Here is an 18393-nt window from a genome sequence, read left to right on the forward strand (position 1 = left end):
TGTGGCAGGTTCGACAGGTCGTTTTATGGGGTGATCTGGTAGAGCGCGCCGTCATTGACCGACAAGAACCAGATTTCACCGTTCGGGCCTTCGACCACGTCACGGACACGACCTGTCTGGGGAGATTGCAAGCGCTCTTCTCTGAGCGTTTTGGCATCCAAGCGCGAGATCATATCGAACTTCAATGAGCCCGTGAAAAAGTCGCCTTCCCAGTTTGGCCAGAGCTTGCCCGAGTAAATCATCAGCCCTGACGGCGCGATAGACGGGTCCCAGTAATGGATCGGTTGCTCCATTCCGGCCTTGGTCGTCCCTTCGCCAATTTTAGCGCCGGAATAGTGACGCCCGTAGCTGATCACAGGCCAGCCATAGTTTCCGCCGGGTGTGATGGCGTTCAACTCGTCCCCGCCGCGCGCACCGTGTTCGACCACATAGAGGTTGCCGTTCAGATCCAGCGCCGCACCTTGAGGATTGCGGTGGCCGTAGGAATATATCTCCGGCTCCGCCCCGGGCAGTCCGATGAACGGGTTGTCCGGCGGTATCACACCGCTGCGGCGCAGGCGCACGACGGTGCCGTTGTGATTTTGCAGGTCTTGCGCCTTGGGGCGTTCGCCACGCTCGCCGATGGTCAGAAAGATGGTGCCATCGCGGGCTTCGACGATGCGCGAGCCGAAATGCTTGGCGGCATCGCTTCCGCGCGCCTGCTGGAAGATGCGTTTGAAGCCGACAAGGGCTGTTCCGTCAGAGTTCAGTTTGCCGCGCCCGAGCGCGGTTCCGTAGCTGGTTCCGTCCCTGTTGGCATAGCTCAGATACACCTCTCGAGAGGTCGCGAAATCACGCGGGATCATGATGTCGAGAAGCCCGCCCTGTCCGCGATCGACTACCTTCGGTACGCCTTTTACCTGAACGCGGCTTCCGTCGGCGCGCAGATGCGTGAGCACCCCCCCGCGCTCGCTGACCAGAATGCCGCCGTTCGGCAGGGCTTCGACGGACCAAGGTTCGTCAAACCCGTCGGCAAGTTTGACCACCTTCAAGTTACCTGCGCTGCTGTCCAGCGCCAGTGCGGGCGGGGCAAAAGCCAAAAGGGCGGAAACTGCGAGTATTTTCGGGTTCATTGATCACTCCACAAGCATTTGTCAGGAAGATAGCACAGCCCTTGGCGGCATCCATCCCGCTAACCTGATCGTGAAGAGCCACCACGGCTTCGCACTACAACCTGCCGTAGAGGAAAGCCTTCCAAGCCCCCTTTTCTTTTAGGGAATCGCTGCGTAGTGTTCAGTCCATAAAAAGTTACGATCAGGGAGATCACTCATGAAAAAACTGCTGCTTGCAACAACCGCCACGGCCCTTTTGGCTGGCGCTGCATTCGCTGACGGTCACGCCAAAGACGTGAAAATCGGCATCATTCTGGGCTTCACCGGCCCGCTGGAATCGCTGGCTCAACAAATGGCTGGCGGCGCTGAAGCTGCGATCAAGGAAGTGTCTGAATCCGGCATGCTGCTGGACGGTGCAACCGTCACAGGCATCCGCGCAGACAGCACCTGCGTCGACGCGGCCGCTGCAACTTCGGCTGCGGAACGTCTGGTCACCTCCGACAAGGTCAATGCCATCATGGGTGCGGACTGTTCCGGTGTTACCGGCGCTATCCTGTCCAACGTGGCTCTGGCCAACGGCACCGTGATGATTTCGCCCTCCGCGACATCCCCGGGCCTGTCCACTGCCGAAGATAACGGATTGTTCTTCCGCACAGCCCCATCCGATGCCCGCCAAGGCGTTGTGATGACTGAAGTGCTGATGGAAGAAGGGATCAAATCCGTCGCTCTGACCTACACCAACAATGACTACGGCAAAGGTCTGGCCGATGCGTTCCAGTCCGCCTACGAAGCTGCTGGCGGCACCGTGACCATCTCTGCCGCACATGAAGACGGCAAGGCCGACTACTCCGCTGAAGTTGGTGCTTTGGCATCCGCTGGTGGTGATCGTCTGGTCGTTGCAGGCTATGTGGACCAAGGCGGCTCCGGCATTGTGCGCGCGGCGCTGGATTCCGGTGCATTCGACACGTTCCACTTCCCTGACGGCATGATCTCCGACAAGCTGGTCGAGAACTTTGGCGCAGAGATCAACGGCTCCACAGGTCAGAACCCCGGCACAGACAGCCCCGGCGCGCAGAAGTACCAAGAGCTGATTGGCGACGCGTTCAATGCGACCTCGCCTTTCTCGGCAGAAAGCTATGACGCGGCGGCATTGATCATGCTGGCGATGCAGGCTGCTGGGTCCTCTGACTCCTCTGCCCTGAAAGACAAAGTCATGGACGTGGCTAACGCTCCGGGTGAGAAAATCTACCCAGGTGAATTGGCCAAGGCGCTGGAACTGCTCAAAGCAGGGACAGATATCGACTATGTTGGCGCATCGGCAGTTGAGCTGATCGGCGCGGGCGAGTCTGCTGGCAACTATCGCCAAGTGACCTTCACCGATGGCGCGCTGGAAGTGGTCAAGTACCGCTAGGTTCCAACGACGAAGAATTGAAAACAGCCCGGAGCAATTCCGGGCTGTTTTGCTAGGGGGGAGACAATAATGATCGTCGTAGACGACTTACACAAACATTTCGGCGGCTTTCACGCTGTTGATGGCGCAAGCCTGACCATTCAGGAAGGATCAATCACCGGATTGATTGGACCAAATGGCGCGGGAAAAACCACCCTTTTCAACGTGATAGCGGGCGTTCTTCCACCAACCTCCGGCAAGGTCACCATGGCCGGAGAAGACATTACCGGACTGCCGCCGCACACGTTGTTTTCCAAAGGATTGCTCCGGACATTCCAGATTGCGCATGAGTTCTCCTCCATGACCTTGCGTGAAAACCTGATGATGGTGCCGGGTAACCAGTCCGGCGAAAAGCTGTGGAATACATGGTTTGGCCGCAAACGGATCGCGGACGAAGAGCGGGCGCTGGCTGCGAAAGCAGACGAAGTGCTGGAGTTCCTGACCATCGACCACATCAGTGACGAGCGGGCGGGCAATATCTCGGGCGGCCAAAAGAAGCTGCTGGAGTTGGGGCGCACCATGATGGTCGACGCCAAGATCGTGTTCCTCGACGAGGTTGGCGCAGGTGTGAACCGCACCCTGCTCAACACCATTGGCGATGCAATCATTCGTCTGAACAAGGAACGCGGATACACCTTCGTCGTGATCGAGCACGACATGGATTTCATCGGTCGCCTCTGCGACCCCGTTATCTGTATGGCCGAGGGCCATGTGCTGGCCGAAGGCACACTGGACGAGATTAAAGCCAACGAGCAGGTGATCGAGGCCTATCTTGGCACTGGTCTGAAGAACAAGGTCGCAAACGCATGAGCAATGACAGCTACTCCGGCCGCGGCAACAAGGACGCATCCTTGGGCAAGAACCCAACAAAAGCAGTTGGCGGCACAATCGAGACGCAAAAGACCAAACACGCCCCGACCAAAGGTGCGCCGGACGAACCCTTTCTAATTGGCGACGCCATGTCGGGAGGCTACGGTCAAGGCCCGGACATCCTGCACGATTGCACCATCGCGGTGAACAAGGGTGAGATCGCGGTCATTGTCGGCCCCAACGGCGCGGGCAAATCCACTGCGATGAAGGCGGTGTTCGGCATGTTGAACGTCCGTCAAGGTGCCGTGCGCCTGAATGGCGAGGACATCACATCGCTGACCCCGCAAGCCCGCGTGGCCAAGGGGATGGCCTTTGTGCCGCAAACCTCCAACATCTTCACCTCGATGACCGTTGAGGAAAATCTGGAGATGGGCGCTTTTCTGCGGCGCGACGACATCCAGAAAACGATCCAGCAAGTCTACGAGCTATTTCCGATCCTTGGTGACAAGCGCCTGCAACCAGCGGGTGAATTATCCGGCGGCCAACGCCAGCAAGTGGCCGTAGGCCGCGCGTTGATGACCCAACCGCAGGTTCTGATGCTTGACGAGCCGACTGCGGGCGTCTCTCCCATCGTCATGGACGAACTTTTTGACCGGATTATCGAGGTTGCTCGCACCGGCATTTCCATCCTCATGGTAGAACAAAACGCCAGACAAGCGCTTGAAATCGCGGATAAAGGCTACGTTCTGGTGCAAGGGGCGAACCGGTTTACCGATACCGGACAGGCCTTGCTGCACGACCCCGAAGTTCGCAAAAGCTTTTTGGGGGGATGAGATGAAACCGATACTGATACCCCTCGCTTCATGTGCCGCATTTCTTGGCACCTCCCTGCTTGCGGACACCTGCACCTTCACCACCGAGTGCTTCGAGGCGGAGGCCTGCGCTGACAGCGCCTTTACCGTTGCGATTGAGGAAAAAGACGGCGCAACCTTGTTGGTGAGCGACGCCGAAAGCTTCCCTGTCAGCGTTGGCGGCAGTGACGCCGTTCGCATCTATGTCGGCGTGACCGAAAGCGCCTTTCACCTGATGAGCCGCGCGACAGATGGCACCGCACGCTACTCCACACATCTCTATGACGGGCCGTTGATGGTGAACTATCTCGGCAACTGCGAAGGGGCAGACTGATGGATTTTCTGAACGCCATTGTGGCCTTTGCCAATTTCGTTCTGGTGCCCGGCACCGCTTACGGCGCGCAGCTTGCGCTTGGCGCGCTTGGGGTGACCCTGATCTACGGCATCCTGCGCTTTTCCAATTTCGCCCATGGGGACACCATGGCGATCGGTACCATGTTCGTCATTCTGATCACATGGGGCTTCCAAAGCGCCGGGATCAGCTTTGGCCCGCTTCCGACGGCATTGCTCGCCCTGCCCTTCGGCATCGTGCTGACGGGTCTGGTTCTGGTGGGCACCGACAAGGTGGTCTACCAATTCTATCGTCAACGAAAGGTGAAACCCGTCGTTCTCGTGATGGTCTCACTCGGCGTGATGTTCATCATGAACGGGCTGACGCGCTTCATTATCGGCCCCGACGACCAACGCTTCGCAGATGGCGAGCGGTTCATAATCTCGGCCCGGAACTTCAAGGAAATGACGGGTCTGGACGAGGGCTTGGCAATCAAGACAACCCAAGGGATCACCGTCATCACCGCCGTGATCGTGGTGGCGATCCTGTTCTGGTTCCTCAATAAAACCCGCACCGGCAAATCCATGCGTGCCTATTCCGACAACGAGGATCTGGCGCTGCTGTCGGGCATCAACCCCGAGCGCGTGGTGCTTTACACATGGTTAATCGTGGCCGCTCTGGCGACCGTTGCGGGCACGCTTTACGGGCTCGACAAGTCGTTTAAGCCGTTTACCTATTTCCAGTTGCTGCTGCCAATCTTCGCTGCGGCCATCGTTGGAGGCTTGGGCAATCCCTTGGGCGCCATCGCGGGTGGCTTTGTCATCGCCTTCTCCGAGGTGACCGTCACCTACGCGTTTAAAAAGGTCGCCACCTACGTGATGCCCGAAGCACTGGCCCCCGACGGGCTGCTTCAATTGATGAGCACGGATTACAAGTTCGCCGTGTCCTTCTCGATCCTGATTATTGTGTTGCTGTTCAAACCGACCGGCCTGCTGAAAGGACAATCCGTATGACCCGTCGCGATGCACTGCTTTTCGTTTTCGTAGGGTTCCTGATTCTCGGCACGGGGTTCACCCAGTCGTGGAACTCGGCGCTGCTGATCCTGAATATGGGGCTGATCTCGGCCATCATGGCTTTGGGGGTTAACCTGCAATGGGGTCTGGCTGGCCTTTTCAACGTGGGTGTCATGGGCTTCGTCGCCCTTGGCGGTCTTGCCACCGTCATCACCGCAATGCCCGCCAACGCCGAAGAATGGAGCGTCGGCGGTGTCCGCGTTCTGGCCGGCCTGCTGCTGGGTGCCGGCACGGTCATCGCAGCGATCATGGTTTACCAGAAGCTTCCCGCCGGACGGCCCCGCACGCTGACCATGCTGGCCACCCTCATCGGAGGCTTTTTCCTGTTCCGCTTCGTCTTCGATGGTGGCGTCGAGGCGGTAGAGGCCGTGAATCCTGCCGCGACAGGCTATCTGGGCGGGCTGGGCTTGCCGATCCTGCTTGCCTGGCCTGTGGGTGGGCTGCTGGCCGCGGGTGCTGCCTGGATCATCGGCAAAACCGCCCTCGGCTTGCGTTCCGATTATCTGGCGATTGCAACACTTGGCATCGCCGAGATCATCATCGCGGTTATGAAAAACGAGGACTGGTTGTCGCGTGGCGTCAAAAACGTCGTGGGCCTGCCCCGCCCGACCGGTGTGCCTTACGAAATTGACCTGCAGGAAGATGCGGGCTTTGTAGAAACAGCGGCCGGTCTGGGCCTCGACCCTGCGACCGCGTCGACGCTCTATGTGAAGCTTGTCTATGCGGCACTGTTCGCGGTCGTTTTGATCATCCTGCTCTGGCTCGCCCAGAAGGCCCTCAGCTCGCCATGGGGCCGAATGATGCGCGCCATCCGCGACAACGAAGTCGCGGCCGAAGCCATGGGCAAGGACGTGACCGCGCGCCACTTGCAGGTGTTCATCCTCGGATCCGCCATTTGCGGTATCGCAGGGGCGATGATGACGACGCTGGACGGCCAGCTCACCCCGACCGGATACCAGCCATTGCGCTACACGTTCCTGATCTGGGTCATGGTGATTGTCGGCGGCTCCGGCAACAATTTCGGCTCGGTTCTGGGTGGCTTCCTGATCTGGTTCTTATGGGTTCAGGTAGAGCCGATGGGCCTTGCTCTGATGCAACTGATCACGGCCGGCATGTCCGACGGCTTCTGGCTGAAACAACATCTCATCGACAGCGCCGCACATATGCGCCTGCTCACGATGGGCGTGGTGCTTCTTCTGGTGCTCCGGTTCAGCCCGCGCGGCTTGATCCCTGAAAGATAACACCCGTCTTCACACGGCATTAAGTTTAACGCGCCCCCGATTCAATCAGGGGCGCGTATTTCCATTTGGTTCTAAATACTCAAAAATCCAACCGGCAAACATCTGTTACGCCCGCAGTTTTTTCCCCTCCGGATCAAACGGCGGCTCTGCCAGAACCACGCCGCGATGCGGGCGTCCAAGGATCATGACATCAACCTCCGCTCCGGCCCGCACACCCTTCAAAAATCCGAGCGCCAGTGACTTGCCAACCGTGTAACCATAGGTCCCCGAACTGACGCGCCCGACCGGAGTTCCATCCGGCAGAAACACCGGCTCACCACCTGTCGCGTCAGCCTCCTCTAACTCCAACACTTCGATGATGCTCAATTTTTCGCGCGGTGAATTGTCTTTCAGGGCGGCGTAGGCGGCTTTGTTCAGGAAGTCTTTGTCCATCTTGATCAACCCGTCCAACCCCACTTCCTGCGGCCAGTATTCCGGACTGTATTCACGCGACCAGCTGCCATAGCCCTTCTCGACTCGCAGCGACATCAGCGCGCGCGACCCGACAGGTCCGGCCCCGAAGGCGCGACCCGTCTCGATCAACGCGTCATACAACCGCTGCTGGTCTTCGCTCTTGCAATGCAACTCCCACCCCAAATCGCCGGTAAACGACACCCGCAGCGCAATCAAATCAACACCCGCGAGGGTGATCTTCTGGGATCGCATGAACGGAAAGTCCTCGGTCGCCAGAGACGCGTTGGTCTGCCGCTCCAACATCGCACGGCTTTCCGGCCCCGCAACATTGAAGCCGCACATTGCCTCGGTCAGGCTCTCGAAACTGACCGTGTCGGGGTGCTCCACCATGTTGAAGAAGCGCAGGTGATACCGCTCTGCCATGCCGGAGCCGATGATCAGGAAGTCCTCGTCGCCAAGTTTGGTCACCGTGAAATCCCCCGCAATCCCGCCCCGTACCCCAATCAATGGCGTAAGGCAGGAGCGGCCCACGGCTTTGGGCATATTGTTGGCGAAGATGGCATTCAGCCACTCCGACGCCCCCTGCCCTTTGACGCTGTATTTCGCGAAATTGGAGATATCGATGATCCCCGCCCGCTCCCGCAGCATCCGGCACTCCGCGCCGACAGGCTCGAACCAGTTCTGACGCGTGAACCCGTTGGTGTCCTTGGTGCCGGGCGCGTCGGCAAACCACAAAGGATGCTCCCAGCCGTAATTCAGCCCGAACACCGCGCCCATGGCTTTCTGCGTCTCGTAGATCGGGCGTACCCGTGCGGGACGTCCCGCCGATCGCTCCTCGTTCGGGAAGTGGATCGAAAAGCGGTTGGCATATTGATCTCCGACTTTCGCCTTGGTGAATTTCTTGTCCGCCCAAGCCCCGAAACGCGCCATGTCCCACGGGAACATGTCCAGATGCGGCTCGCCGGTGACGATCCATTCAGCCGTCAAAGACCCGAGCCCGCCCGATTGCGAAAACCCCGGAATGATCCCGTTGCAGCAGAAATAACCTTTTAACTCCGGCACCGGACCGAACAATGCATTCGCATCCGGCGACCAAATCATCGGCCCATTGATCACCCGTTTGATCCCTGCGGTGCCGACGACGGGCACGCGGTCAATGGCCCGCATCATGTTGTCCTCGATCCGCTCCAGATCATCGGCGAACAGCTCATGCCCGAAGCCCTGCGGTGTGCCGTCCTCCGCCCAGAAACGCACGTCCTTCTCATAGGCTCCGACCAGCAGGCCTTGCCCCTCCTGACGTAGGTAGTATTCCCCGTCGCGGTCCGCGACCGAGGGCAAGCGACGGTCCAGTGCGGCGATCTCGGGGATGGTCTCCGTGACGAAATACTGGTGCTCCGTCGGCTGCAAGGGCAACGCGATCCCTGCCAAAGCCGCCACTTCTCGGCCCCATAATCCGGCAGCGTTGACCACCACGGGCGTGACGATGTCGCCCTTCGGCGTCTTGACCACCCATGTGCCGTCCGACTGATGGTCTGTCGCGGTCACGGGGGTAAACCGGTAAATCTCTGCCCCGTTCTGCCGTGCGCCGGACGCATAGGCGTTGGTAACCCCCGACGGGTCCACATTGCCACCGGACGGTTCATACATGATGCAGCGGATGCCGTCGTAGTTCACCAAAGGATGCAGCCGCTCCGCCTCTGCGCGGTCTACTTCGTGGAAGTTCAGACCGTAGTACTTGGCCTTCGCCGCTTGCAGGCGCAGCTGATGTTCCCGCGCCTCGGTTTGTGCCAGATACAAGGACCCCGGCTGGAACACCCCGCAGGACTGGCCGGTCTCGGCCTCCAGCGCGTTATACAAATCCATCGTGTAGTTCTGGATGCGGGTGATGTTGTTGTTGTCATGCAGCCCGTGAATATTGGCTGCCGCATGCCATGTGGAGCCTGAGGTCAGCTCGTCCCGCTCCAGCAGCACAACATCGGTCCAGCCCAGCTTCGTCAGGTGGTACAAAATCGAGCAGCCGATGACGCCGCCCCCGATAACAACAGCCTGCGCATGGGTCTTCATGGGTCCAAATCCTTATCCGGTTCCTGCAAGAGTGGCCGTTCGGGTCCGGTTGGTCATCCCTCCAAGACGACAAAACTTTCCCCGCTGCGACAAATCACACTTAAGCGTAACGCTATTCGTCGCCCTCAACCTCTTGCAGAACCACACGCGCGGTGGAGCGGCGCAGACGCTCGACATCCGGCTCGAACTCCAATGATGCTTTCGCACGCCGAAACTCGAGACAGGCCGCAATCCGCGCGGCTTTGGCCATTTCGGGGCAATCATGTTCCATCAAACGCGACAGGGCAGATTGTAGCCTTTGCTGAACCTCGATGATTTTCGCACCATCCCGCGCAAGCGCGCCAAACCCGTCCTCGACCAAATCCGTGGGGTCCAACGGACGCACCCACAGGCGGTCATGTTCGGGAGGGTCTTCCGATTTCGTCTCGTCCTGATACAGCGACAACACCCGCGCGACGCGGGTGATGACATCAATCGCCGTTCCCGGATCATTGATCCCCGGCGATAGGGCCTTGGACGCAATTTCCCCCAACACCATCAACCCGAACCGAGGGTCTTGATCGTAGGTTCGGACATCGCCGATTTGGATGTGCGAGCGGACGATGTCGACCAGATCACCCTCGTCAGAGCTGTCTGCGTCGCCCTTGGGAACGCAATATGCGATCGCCTCGCCCTTCATCACGAAACTGCCAACAGCGGCGCAGATATAGATATCAACCCCACAAGCCCGCGCCGCCTGATCCAGCGATTCCTCGTAATATTGTTGAATATAGCCAGTCTCGGACGCCCGAACCGTGTCGGCTTCGTCCGGCACCTGAACATCCGCAGTCCAAGGGTTAGCCCCAAGGCAGGGCTTGGACAGACGCGCCTCGAACTGCTGGCACGTGATCCCTTCGACCTGGCGGGTCGTATTCATCAAGCTGCCGAAGGTCTGCAGGTGCAAAACCCAGCGGATCATCGAGACCACGACATAGGCCAGCACCAAAACCGTGGTTGCAAAAAGCACCGCCGCCCGCTCGTCGGCGAAAATGCCAAGCTCCCGCAAAATGATCCCGATCAACGCATAGACATAGGCGCCGATAAAGGCCGCCAGCGTGTTTTGAGTGGTGGGGTCTTGAATGATCAACCGGTGCAAGCGCGGGGTAAATTGCGACGACGAACTGCGATAGACCGTTACCATGACGGTGAGCGAGAACGTCGTCACCGCCAGCATCGCGTTGGCAATGATACTTAGCAACCGGTCCGCGGCTTTGCCCGACACATATCCGTTAAGCTCGCTTGGCAGGACATGCCCGATCGCTTGTGCCAACCCCAAAGCCACGATCGCAAAGCAGCCCATAACCACCACGCGCGTCCAAAGCTCGCGCCACAGCTCCCCTGCAAATCGCAGCAACGTCTTCGGCCACGCCGTGAAATTGCTGATAACTGACTTTAGTTGATCCATATCGGAGCCTTGGCCTTAATCGACATTGCGCGTCGCTTTCATGCAATTCAGCGGGTCGTGAATTCTTACAGTAGTTCGAAACGAATAGTGAGGAACTTCCATGCAAACTACCACCCGTGTCTGTGTTATTGGCGGCGGTGTCGTCGGATGTTCCGTCTTGTATCACCTCACCAAGCTTGGCTGGTCCGATGTCATGCTTCTAGAACGCTCCGAGCTGACCTCCGGTTCCACATGGCACGCGGCGGGCGGGTTCCACACGCTGAACGGCGACACCAATATGGCCGCGCTGCAAGGCTACACGATAAAGCTCTACCGCGAATTGGAGGAGATCACCGGCATGTCCTGCGGGTTGCACCATGTGGGTGGCGTGACACTGGCCGACAACAAAGACCGTTTCGACATGCTCGTGGCCGAGCGCGCCAAGCACCGCTATATGGGGCTGGAGACGGAAATCGTGTCACCCGAGGAGATCGCCAAGATCGCCCCGATCACCAATCTGGACGGCATTGTCGGTGGCCTCTACGATCCGCTTGATGGCCATCTCGACCCCTCTGGCACAACTCACGCCTACGCCAAGGCGGCCCGCATGGGCGGTGCGACCATCGAGACCCACGTGAAGGTAGAGGCCACGACGCAGCGCCCTGACGGCTCATGGGATGTGGTGACAAATAAAGGCACCATCCACGCCGAGCATGTGGTAAATGCGGGCGGTCTGTGGGCGCGGGAAGTCGGGGCCATGGCAGGCGTCTACCTGCCGCTTCATCCGATGGAGCACCAGTATCTGGTGACTGAGGAAACCCCGGAAATCTATGAGCGCGACACCGAGCACCCGCATGTCATGGACCCCGCAGGCGAGTCCTATCTGCGTCAGGAAGGTCGGGGCCTGTGCATCGGTTTCTACGAACAACCCTGTCGGCCATGGGCCGTCGACGGCACGCCATGGGACTTCGGTCACGAGCTACTGCCCGACGATTTCGACAAGATCGAAGACAGCATCACCTTCGCCTTCAAACGCTTTCCCGTTCTCGAACGCGCCGGTGTCAAAACCGTCGTCCACGGCCCTTTCACCTTCGCACCTGACGGCAATCCACTGGTCGGCCCCGTACCCGGTCTGCGTAACTATTGGTCCGCCTGCGGTGTCATGGCAGGTTTTTCCCAAGGCGGCGGCGTCGGCTTGATGCTGGCCCAGTGGATGATCGAAGGCGAGACCGAACGCGATACCTTCGCGATGGACGTTTCCCGCTTCGGCAACTGGATCACTCCGGGTTACACGCGCCCCAAAGTTATCGAGAATTACCAGCGCCGCTTCTCGGTCAGCTACCCGAACGAAGAACTACCCGCCGCACGCCCTCACCGCACGACGCCGATGTACGATATCTTCACAGAAATGGGCGCTGTGTGGGGTCAGCAATTCGGGCTGGAGGTCGCCAACTACTTCGCCCAAGGCGACGAGCCGACATTCGAGACCCCCAGCTTCCGCCGCTCCGACGCTTTCGCCGCCACCGCGCGCGAGGTCAGGGCGGTGCGCAACAAAGCCGGCATCAACGAGGTGCAAAACTTCGGCAAATTCCGTGTCACCGGCGAAGGTGCGCGCGCATGGTTAGACCGCATCATGGCAGGCCGCATCCCGACTGCAGGTCGCTTGTCGCTGACGCCGATGCTGTCTCACAAGGGCCGCCTCATCGGCGATTTCACCGTCTCCTGCGCGTCGGAAACCGAGTTCTATCTCACCGCCTCCTATGGCTCGCAATCTTACCACATGCGGTGGTTCGAGCAGAACGCGCTGGACGATGTGAGGGTCGAAAACATCTCCGACACACTCACAGGTTTCCAAATCGCAGGCCCCCTGTCGCGGGACATTCTGCAAGCCTGCACCCGCGATGATGTCGCCTCCATGCGCTTCATGGATGTGCGCGAGATGACCGTTGGGCAAGTTGCCTGCCGCGTGCAACGCGTCAGCTATACCGGCGACCTGGGCTACGAGATTTACTGTGACCCCATGGACCAACGCCAGCTTTGGCAAACGCTCTGGTCCGAAGGCCAGCCCAAAGGCCTGACCCCGTTCGGCATGCGCGCAATGATGTCGCTCCGCCTCGATAAGTTCTTCGGTTCATGGTTGTCCGAATTCTCCCCCGATTACACTGCGGCCGAAACCGGCATGGACCGTTTTATCAGCTTCAAGAAAAACACCCACTTCATCGGTCGCAAAGCGGCCGAAGCCGAGCGCGCAACACCACCACACCGCCAACTCTGTGCGTTCGAAGTTGACGCGGACGACGCCGATGTTGTGGCCTACGAGCCGGTCTTTATTAACGGTGAGGTACAAGGCTTCTGCACATCAGGCGGATATGCGCACTATTCGGCCAAATCCATCGCACTCGCGCTCATTCCACGCGATCAGGCAAAAGACGGCCTAAAGGTCGAGATCGAGATCCTGGGATCCCTGCGCCCTGCAACACTTATTTCAACGCCACCATTCGACGCTGACGGCTCCCGTATGCGCGGCTAGGGTTTCATCTTGGCAAAAATATTCCCGCCGGAGGCATCCCCGGCAGGCCCCGAAGAAAACCCCTATCCGGGGTCAGTCCAACTCTTCAACAATCATCAGGTCCCGCTCTGCCGCACCTTCTGCAAACTTCAAGGCTGCCTGATAGGCATCTGAATAATAACACTCATGTGCGCGTTGCAAGGACGGGAACCGTGCGACGACATTGCGCGCACGATCATTTCCTTCAAGCTGCTCATACGCCCCGTTGCGCGCCAGAAACACGCCCTGATGATCGGCAATTGCCGCCGTGGCACCCGCCGCGTATTTGGCATAGCGCTCCGCGTCTGTGACCTTCACATGGGCGATCCATAAAGCTGTTGGCATTCTATCCTCCAATGACGGCCTTGGCCGCGCTGATTGCTGCGTCTGAATTCTCGGCGCTCGCACCGCCACCTTGCGCCATGGCGGGACGACCACCGCCACCTTTACCACCAAGTTCAGCCACTGCTGCGCGCACCAGATCGACCGCCGACAAGTCTGCGGTCAAATCATCCGTAACACCAGCCGCCACTGCCGCTTTGCCGTCAGCATCCGCGATCAACAACACCACGCCCGATCCCATCCGCGCCTTGTGTTCGTCGATCAGCGCGGGAAGGTCCTTGCCGGATACGCCCGACAGCACCTGCGCAAAAAATGCCGTGCCGCCGATATCTTCATCCGCCACCTGAGCCGCACCGCCGCTCATGGCCAATTCGCGCCGCAAAGCTGCAACCTCGTTTGACAAGGCCTTGCGTTCCTCCAGCAGCGCTTTGACACGGGACGGCACGTCTTCCGCCGACGCCTTCAGCGTCAAAGCCGTTTGCGCCAAACGCGCATCCTGCGCGCTCAGATAGTCAAACGCCGCCTGCCCTGTCAGGGCTTCGATCCGGCGTACCCCCGCGCTGGACGCGCTGTCACCCAAGGTCACGAACACTCCGATATCACCGGTCTGTTTCACATGCGTTCCGCCACACAGCTCGATCGAATATGTCTGCCCGTCAGCGCCCTTACCCGTTGCATCGCGCCCCATAGAGACCACCCGCACCTCGTCACCATATTTCTCGCCGAACAGCGCTTGCGCTCCGATCTCGCGCGCATCATCCGGTGTCATAATCCGCGTTTCAACCGTACTGTTCTGACGGATAAACCGGTTCACATCCGCTTCGACCTGATGCAGCTCTTTCAAAGACAGCGCCTTGTTGTGGCTGAAATCAAACCGCAAACGGTCATCTGCATTCAACGAGCCACGCTGCGCCACATGATCCCCCAAGGCTTCGCGCAGGGCTTCGTGCAGCAGGTGCGTGGCCGAGTGGTTTGCACGGATAGCACTCCGGCGTACGTGCTCCACTACCAGTTCTGTCCCCGCGCCGACGCGCAGCTCCCCGTCCGTCACATCTGTAAAGTGAATATACACACCCGCCGCCTTGCGCGTGTCGGTTACACTCCCCGTGCCCGCGTCGGTCTTGACCGTTCCGCTATCGCCAACCTGACCGCCACTCTCGGCGTAGAACGGTGTCTGGTTGAAGACCAGCTGCACCGTTTCACCTGCGCTCGCAGCCTCCGCCAACGCGCCGTCTTTCAGAATGGCCAGCAGCTGCCCTTCCGCTTTCTCGGTGTCATATCCCAGAAAATCCGTCGTCCCGTGCTTGTCAGCAACATCAAACCAGACGGTGCTGTCGGCAGCCTCGCCCGTCCCGGCCCAAGATGCGCGGGCTTTGGCTTTCTGTTCTGCCATAGCAGCGTCGAAGCCTTCCGTGTCGACGCCACGCCCCTTTTCGCGCAGCGCATCCTGCGTCAAATCCAGCGGAAACCCGTAGGTGTCATAGAGTTTGAACGCGGCCTGCCCCGGCAGTTCAGCACCCTCGGGCAAGCCGTCCAACTCGTCATCCAGCAAGCGCAATCCGCGCTCCAGCGTCTGCTTGAAACGCGTTTCTTCCGCGCGCAGCGTCTCTTCAATCAGTGCCTGCGCCTGACCCAGTTCTGGATACGCCGCCCCCATCTGGCCCACCAGTGACGGTACAAGCTGATACATCACAGGGTCTTTCGCCCCCAGCAAATGCGCATGTCGCATCGCGCGGCGCATGATCCGGCGCAGTACATACCCGCGCCCGTCATTGGACGGCATCACACCGTCCGCAATCAGAAACGAGGTCGAGCGTAAATGGTCGGCAATCACCCGATGATGCACATTCAGATCGCCGAACGGATCGGTGGAGGTCGCATTGGCCGACGCCTCGATCAACGCTTTGAACAGATCGGTATCGTAATTGTCATGGCTTCCCTGAAGCAGCGCCGCAATCCGTTCCAGCCCCATGCCGGTATCAATGCTTTGCATATCAAGCGCACGCATGGAGCCGTCCTCGAACTGCTCGTTCTGCATGAAAACGATGTTCCAGATCTCGATAAAGCGATCACCATCTTCCTCGGGGCTGCCGGGAGGGCCTCCCCAGATATGCGCGCCGTGATCGTAGAAAATCTCAGTGCAAGGACCGCAAGGGCCAGTCGGACCCATTTGCCAGAAATTGTCGGAGGTGGCGATACGGATGATCCGCTCTTCCGGCACTCCAAGTTTCTTCCAAATGTCGTAGGCCTCGTCATCGGTATGGTAAACGGTGACCGTCAGGCGGTCCTTGTCGATGCCAAAATCCTTGGTGATCAACTCCCAGGCAAACGCGATCGCCTCATCTTTGAAATAGTCGCCGAAGCTGAAATTCCCCAGCATTTCAAAAAACGTGTGGTGCCGCGCGGTATAGCCGACATTGTCCAGATCGTTATGCTTGCCACCTGCGCGTACACATTTCTGTGCCGTCGTCGCCCGTTTGTAATCCCGCGTCTCGACCCCGGTGAACAGGTTCTTGAACTGAACCATTCCCGAATTCGCAAACATCAATGTCGGATCATTGCGTGGCACCAACGGGCTGGAAGGTTGCACCGAATGGCCCTGCTTTTCAAAGTAGCGCAGGAAGGTCGAGCGGATATCGTTCAGGCTGGGCATAAGGATCACTTTGCATTGTTTGCACCAGCAAATATCCCCCCACGTCGTGCAGGTAAAGCCATCCCCTGCGAAATGCCGCTGTGAATCGAAAAAGGACGGCCCGAAAGCCGTCCTTTAGAATTTTCTGACATCACAGGGCGTAGCCCTGCTGCCGCGTTACCCTTCGATCAGACCGTCCGTATCATCATCGGACAAAGTGTCTTTTTCGATCGCAGCCGTCTTTTCAATTTCAGGCATGTCAAATTCTAGCCCGTGCGCCGCACGGATTTTGTCTTCAATCTCCAATGCGATGCGAGTGTTTTCCTTCAGGAAGGTTTTCGCGTTCTCACGACCTTGCCCGATCCGGTCATCCCCATAGCTGAACCAGGACCCTGACTTCTCGACCACACCAGCTTTGACACCCAGATCAAGCAATTCGCCCATCTTGGAGATGCCTTCGCCATACATGATGTCGAATTCAACTTGTTTGAACGGCGGGGCCACCTTGTTCTTCACCACTTTCACGCGGGTCTGGTTGCCGACAACTTCGTCGCGATCTTTCAGCGCGCCAATACGGCGGATGTCGAGGCGGACCGAGGAATAGAACTTCAAGGCGTTACCGCCAGTCGTCGTTTCAGGGCTGCCAAACATAACCCCGATTTTCATCCGGATCTGGTTGATAAAGATCACCATACAATTGGAGCGTGAGATCGAGCTGGTCAGCTTCCGCATGGCTTGGCTCATCAGGCGTGCATGCACCCCGACGGAACTGTCGCCCATATCGCCTTCAAGTTCTGATTTCGGCGTCAACGCCGCCACGGAGTCGACAACAACCATGCTGACGGCCCCTGAACGCACCAATGTGTCAACGATTTCCAGCGCCTGCTCGCCCGTGTCAGGCTGCGAGATCAGCAATTCATCAAGATCAACGCCAAGCTTGCGTGCGTATTGCGGGTCCAACGCGTGCTCCGCATCTACGAACGCACAAACGCCACCTTTTTTCTGTGCTTCCGCGACACAATGTAGAGTAAGCGTTGTCTTGCCCGACGACTCGGGACCGTAAATCTCAATCACCCGCCCTTTGGGCAGACCGCCAATACCAAGCGCGATATCCAAGCCCAGCGACCCCGTCGAGATTGACTCCATTTGCTGAATGGCATTTTCGCCGCCCAGCTTCATGATGGAGCCTTTACCGAACTGTCGTTCGATCTGCGCCAACGCCGAATCCAGCGCTTTTTGTTTGTTGCTCTGATCTTTAGGGTTCATTTTGAGGAGTTCTGCTGTTGCCATGGTTTCGTCCCTTATTTCACACCGCCCTATGAGCGGCAATGACTGCTTATGTTCGCCTCTTGTTCTCGGATGTATGAGCACAAAAAGAGAACACTTCAAGTAAAATCTTTAGCCATCTTTTCCGGAGCAGGGTTAAGGAGTAGTTTAAAACTCAATAAAAACAGGCAGGCGAACAGTAAATGATGATATTCTTTAAAGAACGGCTGGCCTTCCTTGCTGTTCCCAAGACCGGTACATCAGCTCTGGAGAACGCACTTGGCCCGAAAGCATCGGTCATTTTTCGCGATCCGCCGGGAATCAAGCACACCAACGCCCGCAGTTTTGAAGCAAAATACCGCCAGCTTTTCGAGCGCGGAAATCTGCCTCCACTCGAGACGATGGCGGTTATGCGCGAACCAGTGGAGTGGTTGGGAAGTTGGTATCGCTACCGGCAACGACCGGCATTGAACGGCCATCCGAATAGCACGGCAGGTCTCAGCTTTGACGATTTTGTCACCGCCTATCTTGCAGACGTACAACCCGCATTTGCAAATGTCGGCCAACAGTCCCGTTTCGTGACAGACCAAAGCGGGGATCTATTGATCAATCACCTGTTCTCTTATCATAACCTTGCCGCAGCAATCCGGTTTCTCGAAGACCGGCTGGATCGAAAAATCAGCCTCAAATCGATTAATCAGTCACCAAAACAAGATATTTCGCTGTCGCCTGCCTTGTCTGCGGAGTTACGCAAAACATGCGCGCTCGATTTCGAGATATATCAAGCGTTGCAAGATGGCCCGCTCTCGATTGCCTAA

The 18393-nt window shown here is 58.4% G+C and carries 14 protein-coding genes; 8 read left to right on the top strand and 6 right to left on the bottom strand.

Features of this window, described 5'->3' with window-relative positions; translation table 11 throughout:
• Positions 1-23: 23 nt before the first annotated feature.
• Positions 24-1112, bottom strand: a complete 1089-nt coding sequence (locus tag BDE40_RS05695) for a PQQ-dependent sugar dehydrogenase (RefSeq protein WP_134013466.1) — start codon at positions 1110-1112, stop codon at positions 24-26.
• Positions 1113-1308: 196 nt separating this feature from the next.
• Between BDE40_RS05695 and BDE40_RS05700 the strand changes: the two genes are divergently transcribed.
• The 6 genes from BDE40_RS05700 to BDE40_RS05725 all read left to right on the top strand — a co-directional run bounded on the left by BDE40_RS05700 (position 1309) and on the right by BDE40_RS05725 (position 6847).
• A complete protein-coding gene (locus BDE40_RS05700; protein WP_073138546.1) occupies positions 1309-2502 on the top strand; it encodes an ABC transporter substrate-binding protein in 1194 nt (397 codons plus the stop codon).
• A 69-nt stretch (positions 2503-2571) separates the two neighbouring features.
• Positions 2572-3351: an ABC transporter ATP-binding protein gene (locus tag BDE40_RS05705; protein WP_134013467.1), complete on the top strand. Its 780-nt coding sequence runs from the start codon at positions 2572-2574 to the stop codon at positions 3349-3351.
• A 149-nt stretch (positions 3352-3500) separates the two neighbouring features.
• On the top strand, positions 3501-4184 hold the full coding sequence (locus BDE40_RS05710; RefSeq protein ID WP_425435144.1) for an ABC transporter ATP-binding protein: 684 nt from the start codon (positions 3501-3503) through the stop codon (positions 4182-4184).
• Between the two features lies 1 nt (position 4185).
• Positions 4186-4536, top strand: a complete 351-nt coding sequence (locus BDE40_RS05715; RefSeq protein WP_134013469.1) for a hypothetical protein — start codon at positions 4186-4188, stop codon at positions 4534-4536.
• Entirely contained in the window at positions 4536-5546 is a 1011-nt protein-coding gene (locus BDE40_RS05720) for a branched-chain amino acid ABC transporter permease (RefSeq protein WP_134013470.1), read from the top strand. Before BDE40_RS05715 ends, BDE40_RS05720 begins: the two co-directional genes overlap by 1 nt.
• Positions 5543-6847, top strand: a complete 1305-nt coding sequence (locus BDE40_RS05725; RefSeq protein WP_134013471.1) for a branched-chain amino acid ABC transporter permease — start codon at positions 5543-5545, stop codon at positions 6845-6847. The genes BDE40_RS05720 and BDE40_RS05725 overlap by 4 nt, the downstream gene beginning before the upstream one ends.
• A 105-nt stretch (positions 6848-6952) precedes the next feature.
• On the opposite strand, the gene BDE40_RS05730 is transcribed toward BDE40_RS05725, so the two are convergent.
• A complete protein-coding gene (locus BDE40_RS05730; protein WP_134013472.1) occupies positions 6953-9364 on the bottom strand; it encodes a GcvT family protein in 2412 nt (803 codons plus the stop codon).
• A 112-nt stretch (positions 9365-9476) separates the two neighbouring features.
• Complete coding sequence (locus tag BDE40_RS05735) at positions 9477-10808, bottom strand: DUF2254 domain-containing protein (RefSeq protein WP_134013473.1); 1332 nt, start codon at positions 10806-10808, stop codon at positions 9477-9479.
• A gap of 100 nt (positions 10809-10908) precedes the next feature.
• Between BDE40_RS05735 and BDE40_RS05740 the strand changes: the two genes are divergently transcribed.
• Positions 10909-13317 (top strand): GcvT family protein, encoded by a 2409-nt coding sequence (locus BDE40_RS05740; RefSeq protein ID WP_134013474.1) that lies wholly within the window; start codon positions 10909-10911, stop codon positions 13315-13317.
• A gap of 72 nt (positions 13318-13389) precedes the next feature.
• Here the strand turns inward: BDE40_RS05740 and BDE40_RS05745 are convergent, their stop codons facing one another.
• The 3 genes from BDE40_RS05745 to recA all read right to left on the bottom strand — a co-directional run bounded on the left by BDE40_RS05745 (position 13390) and on the right by recA (position 17599).
• Entirely contained in the window at positions 13390-13680 is a 291-nt protein-coding gene (locus BDE40_RS05745) for a DUF1330 domain-containing protein (RefSeq protein ID WP_134013475.1), read from the bottom strand.
• A gap of 1 nt (position 13681) precedes the next feature.
• A complete protein-coding gene (gene alaS / locus BDE40_RS05750; protein WP_134013476.1) occupies positions 13682-16330 on the bottom strand; it encodes an alanine--tRNA ligase in 2649 nt (882 codons plus the stop codon).
• A gap of 156 nt (positions 16331-16486) precedes the next feature.
• Positions 16487-17599 (bottom strand): recombinase RecA, encoded by a 1113-nt coding sequence (gene recA, locus BDE40_RS05755; protein ID WP_211342400.1) that lies wholly within the window; start codon positions 17597-17599, stop codon positions 16487-16489.
• A 179-nt stretch (positions 17600-17778) separates the two neighbouring features.
• Between recA and BDE40_RS05760 the strand changes: the two genes are divergently transcribed.
• Positions 17779-18393, top strand: coding sequence for a gamma-glutamyl kinase (locus BDE40_RS05760; RefSeq protein WP_134013477.1), 615 nt, complete (start codon positions 17779-17781; stop codon positions 18391-18393).

The sequence above is a fragment of the Litoreibacter halocynthiae genome (genome assembly GCF_004365635.1).
In the GTDB taxonomy this organism is placed as follows: Bacteria; Pseudomonadota; Alphaproteobacteria; order Rhodobacterales; family Rhodobacteraceae; genus Litoreibacter; species Litoreibacter halocynthiae.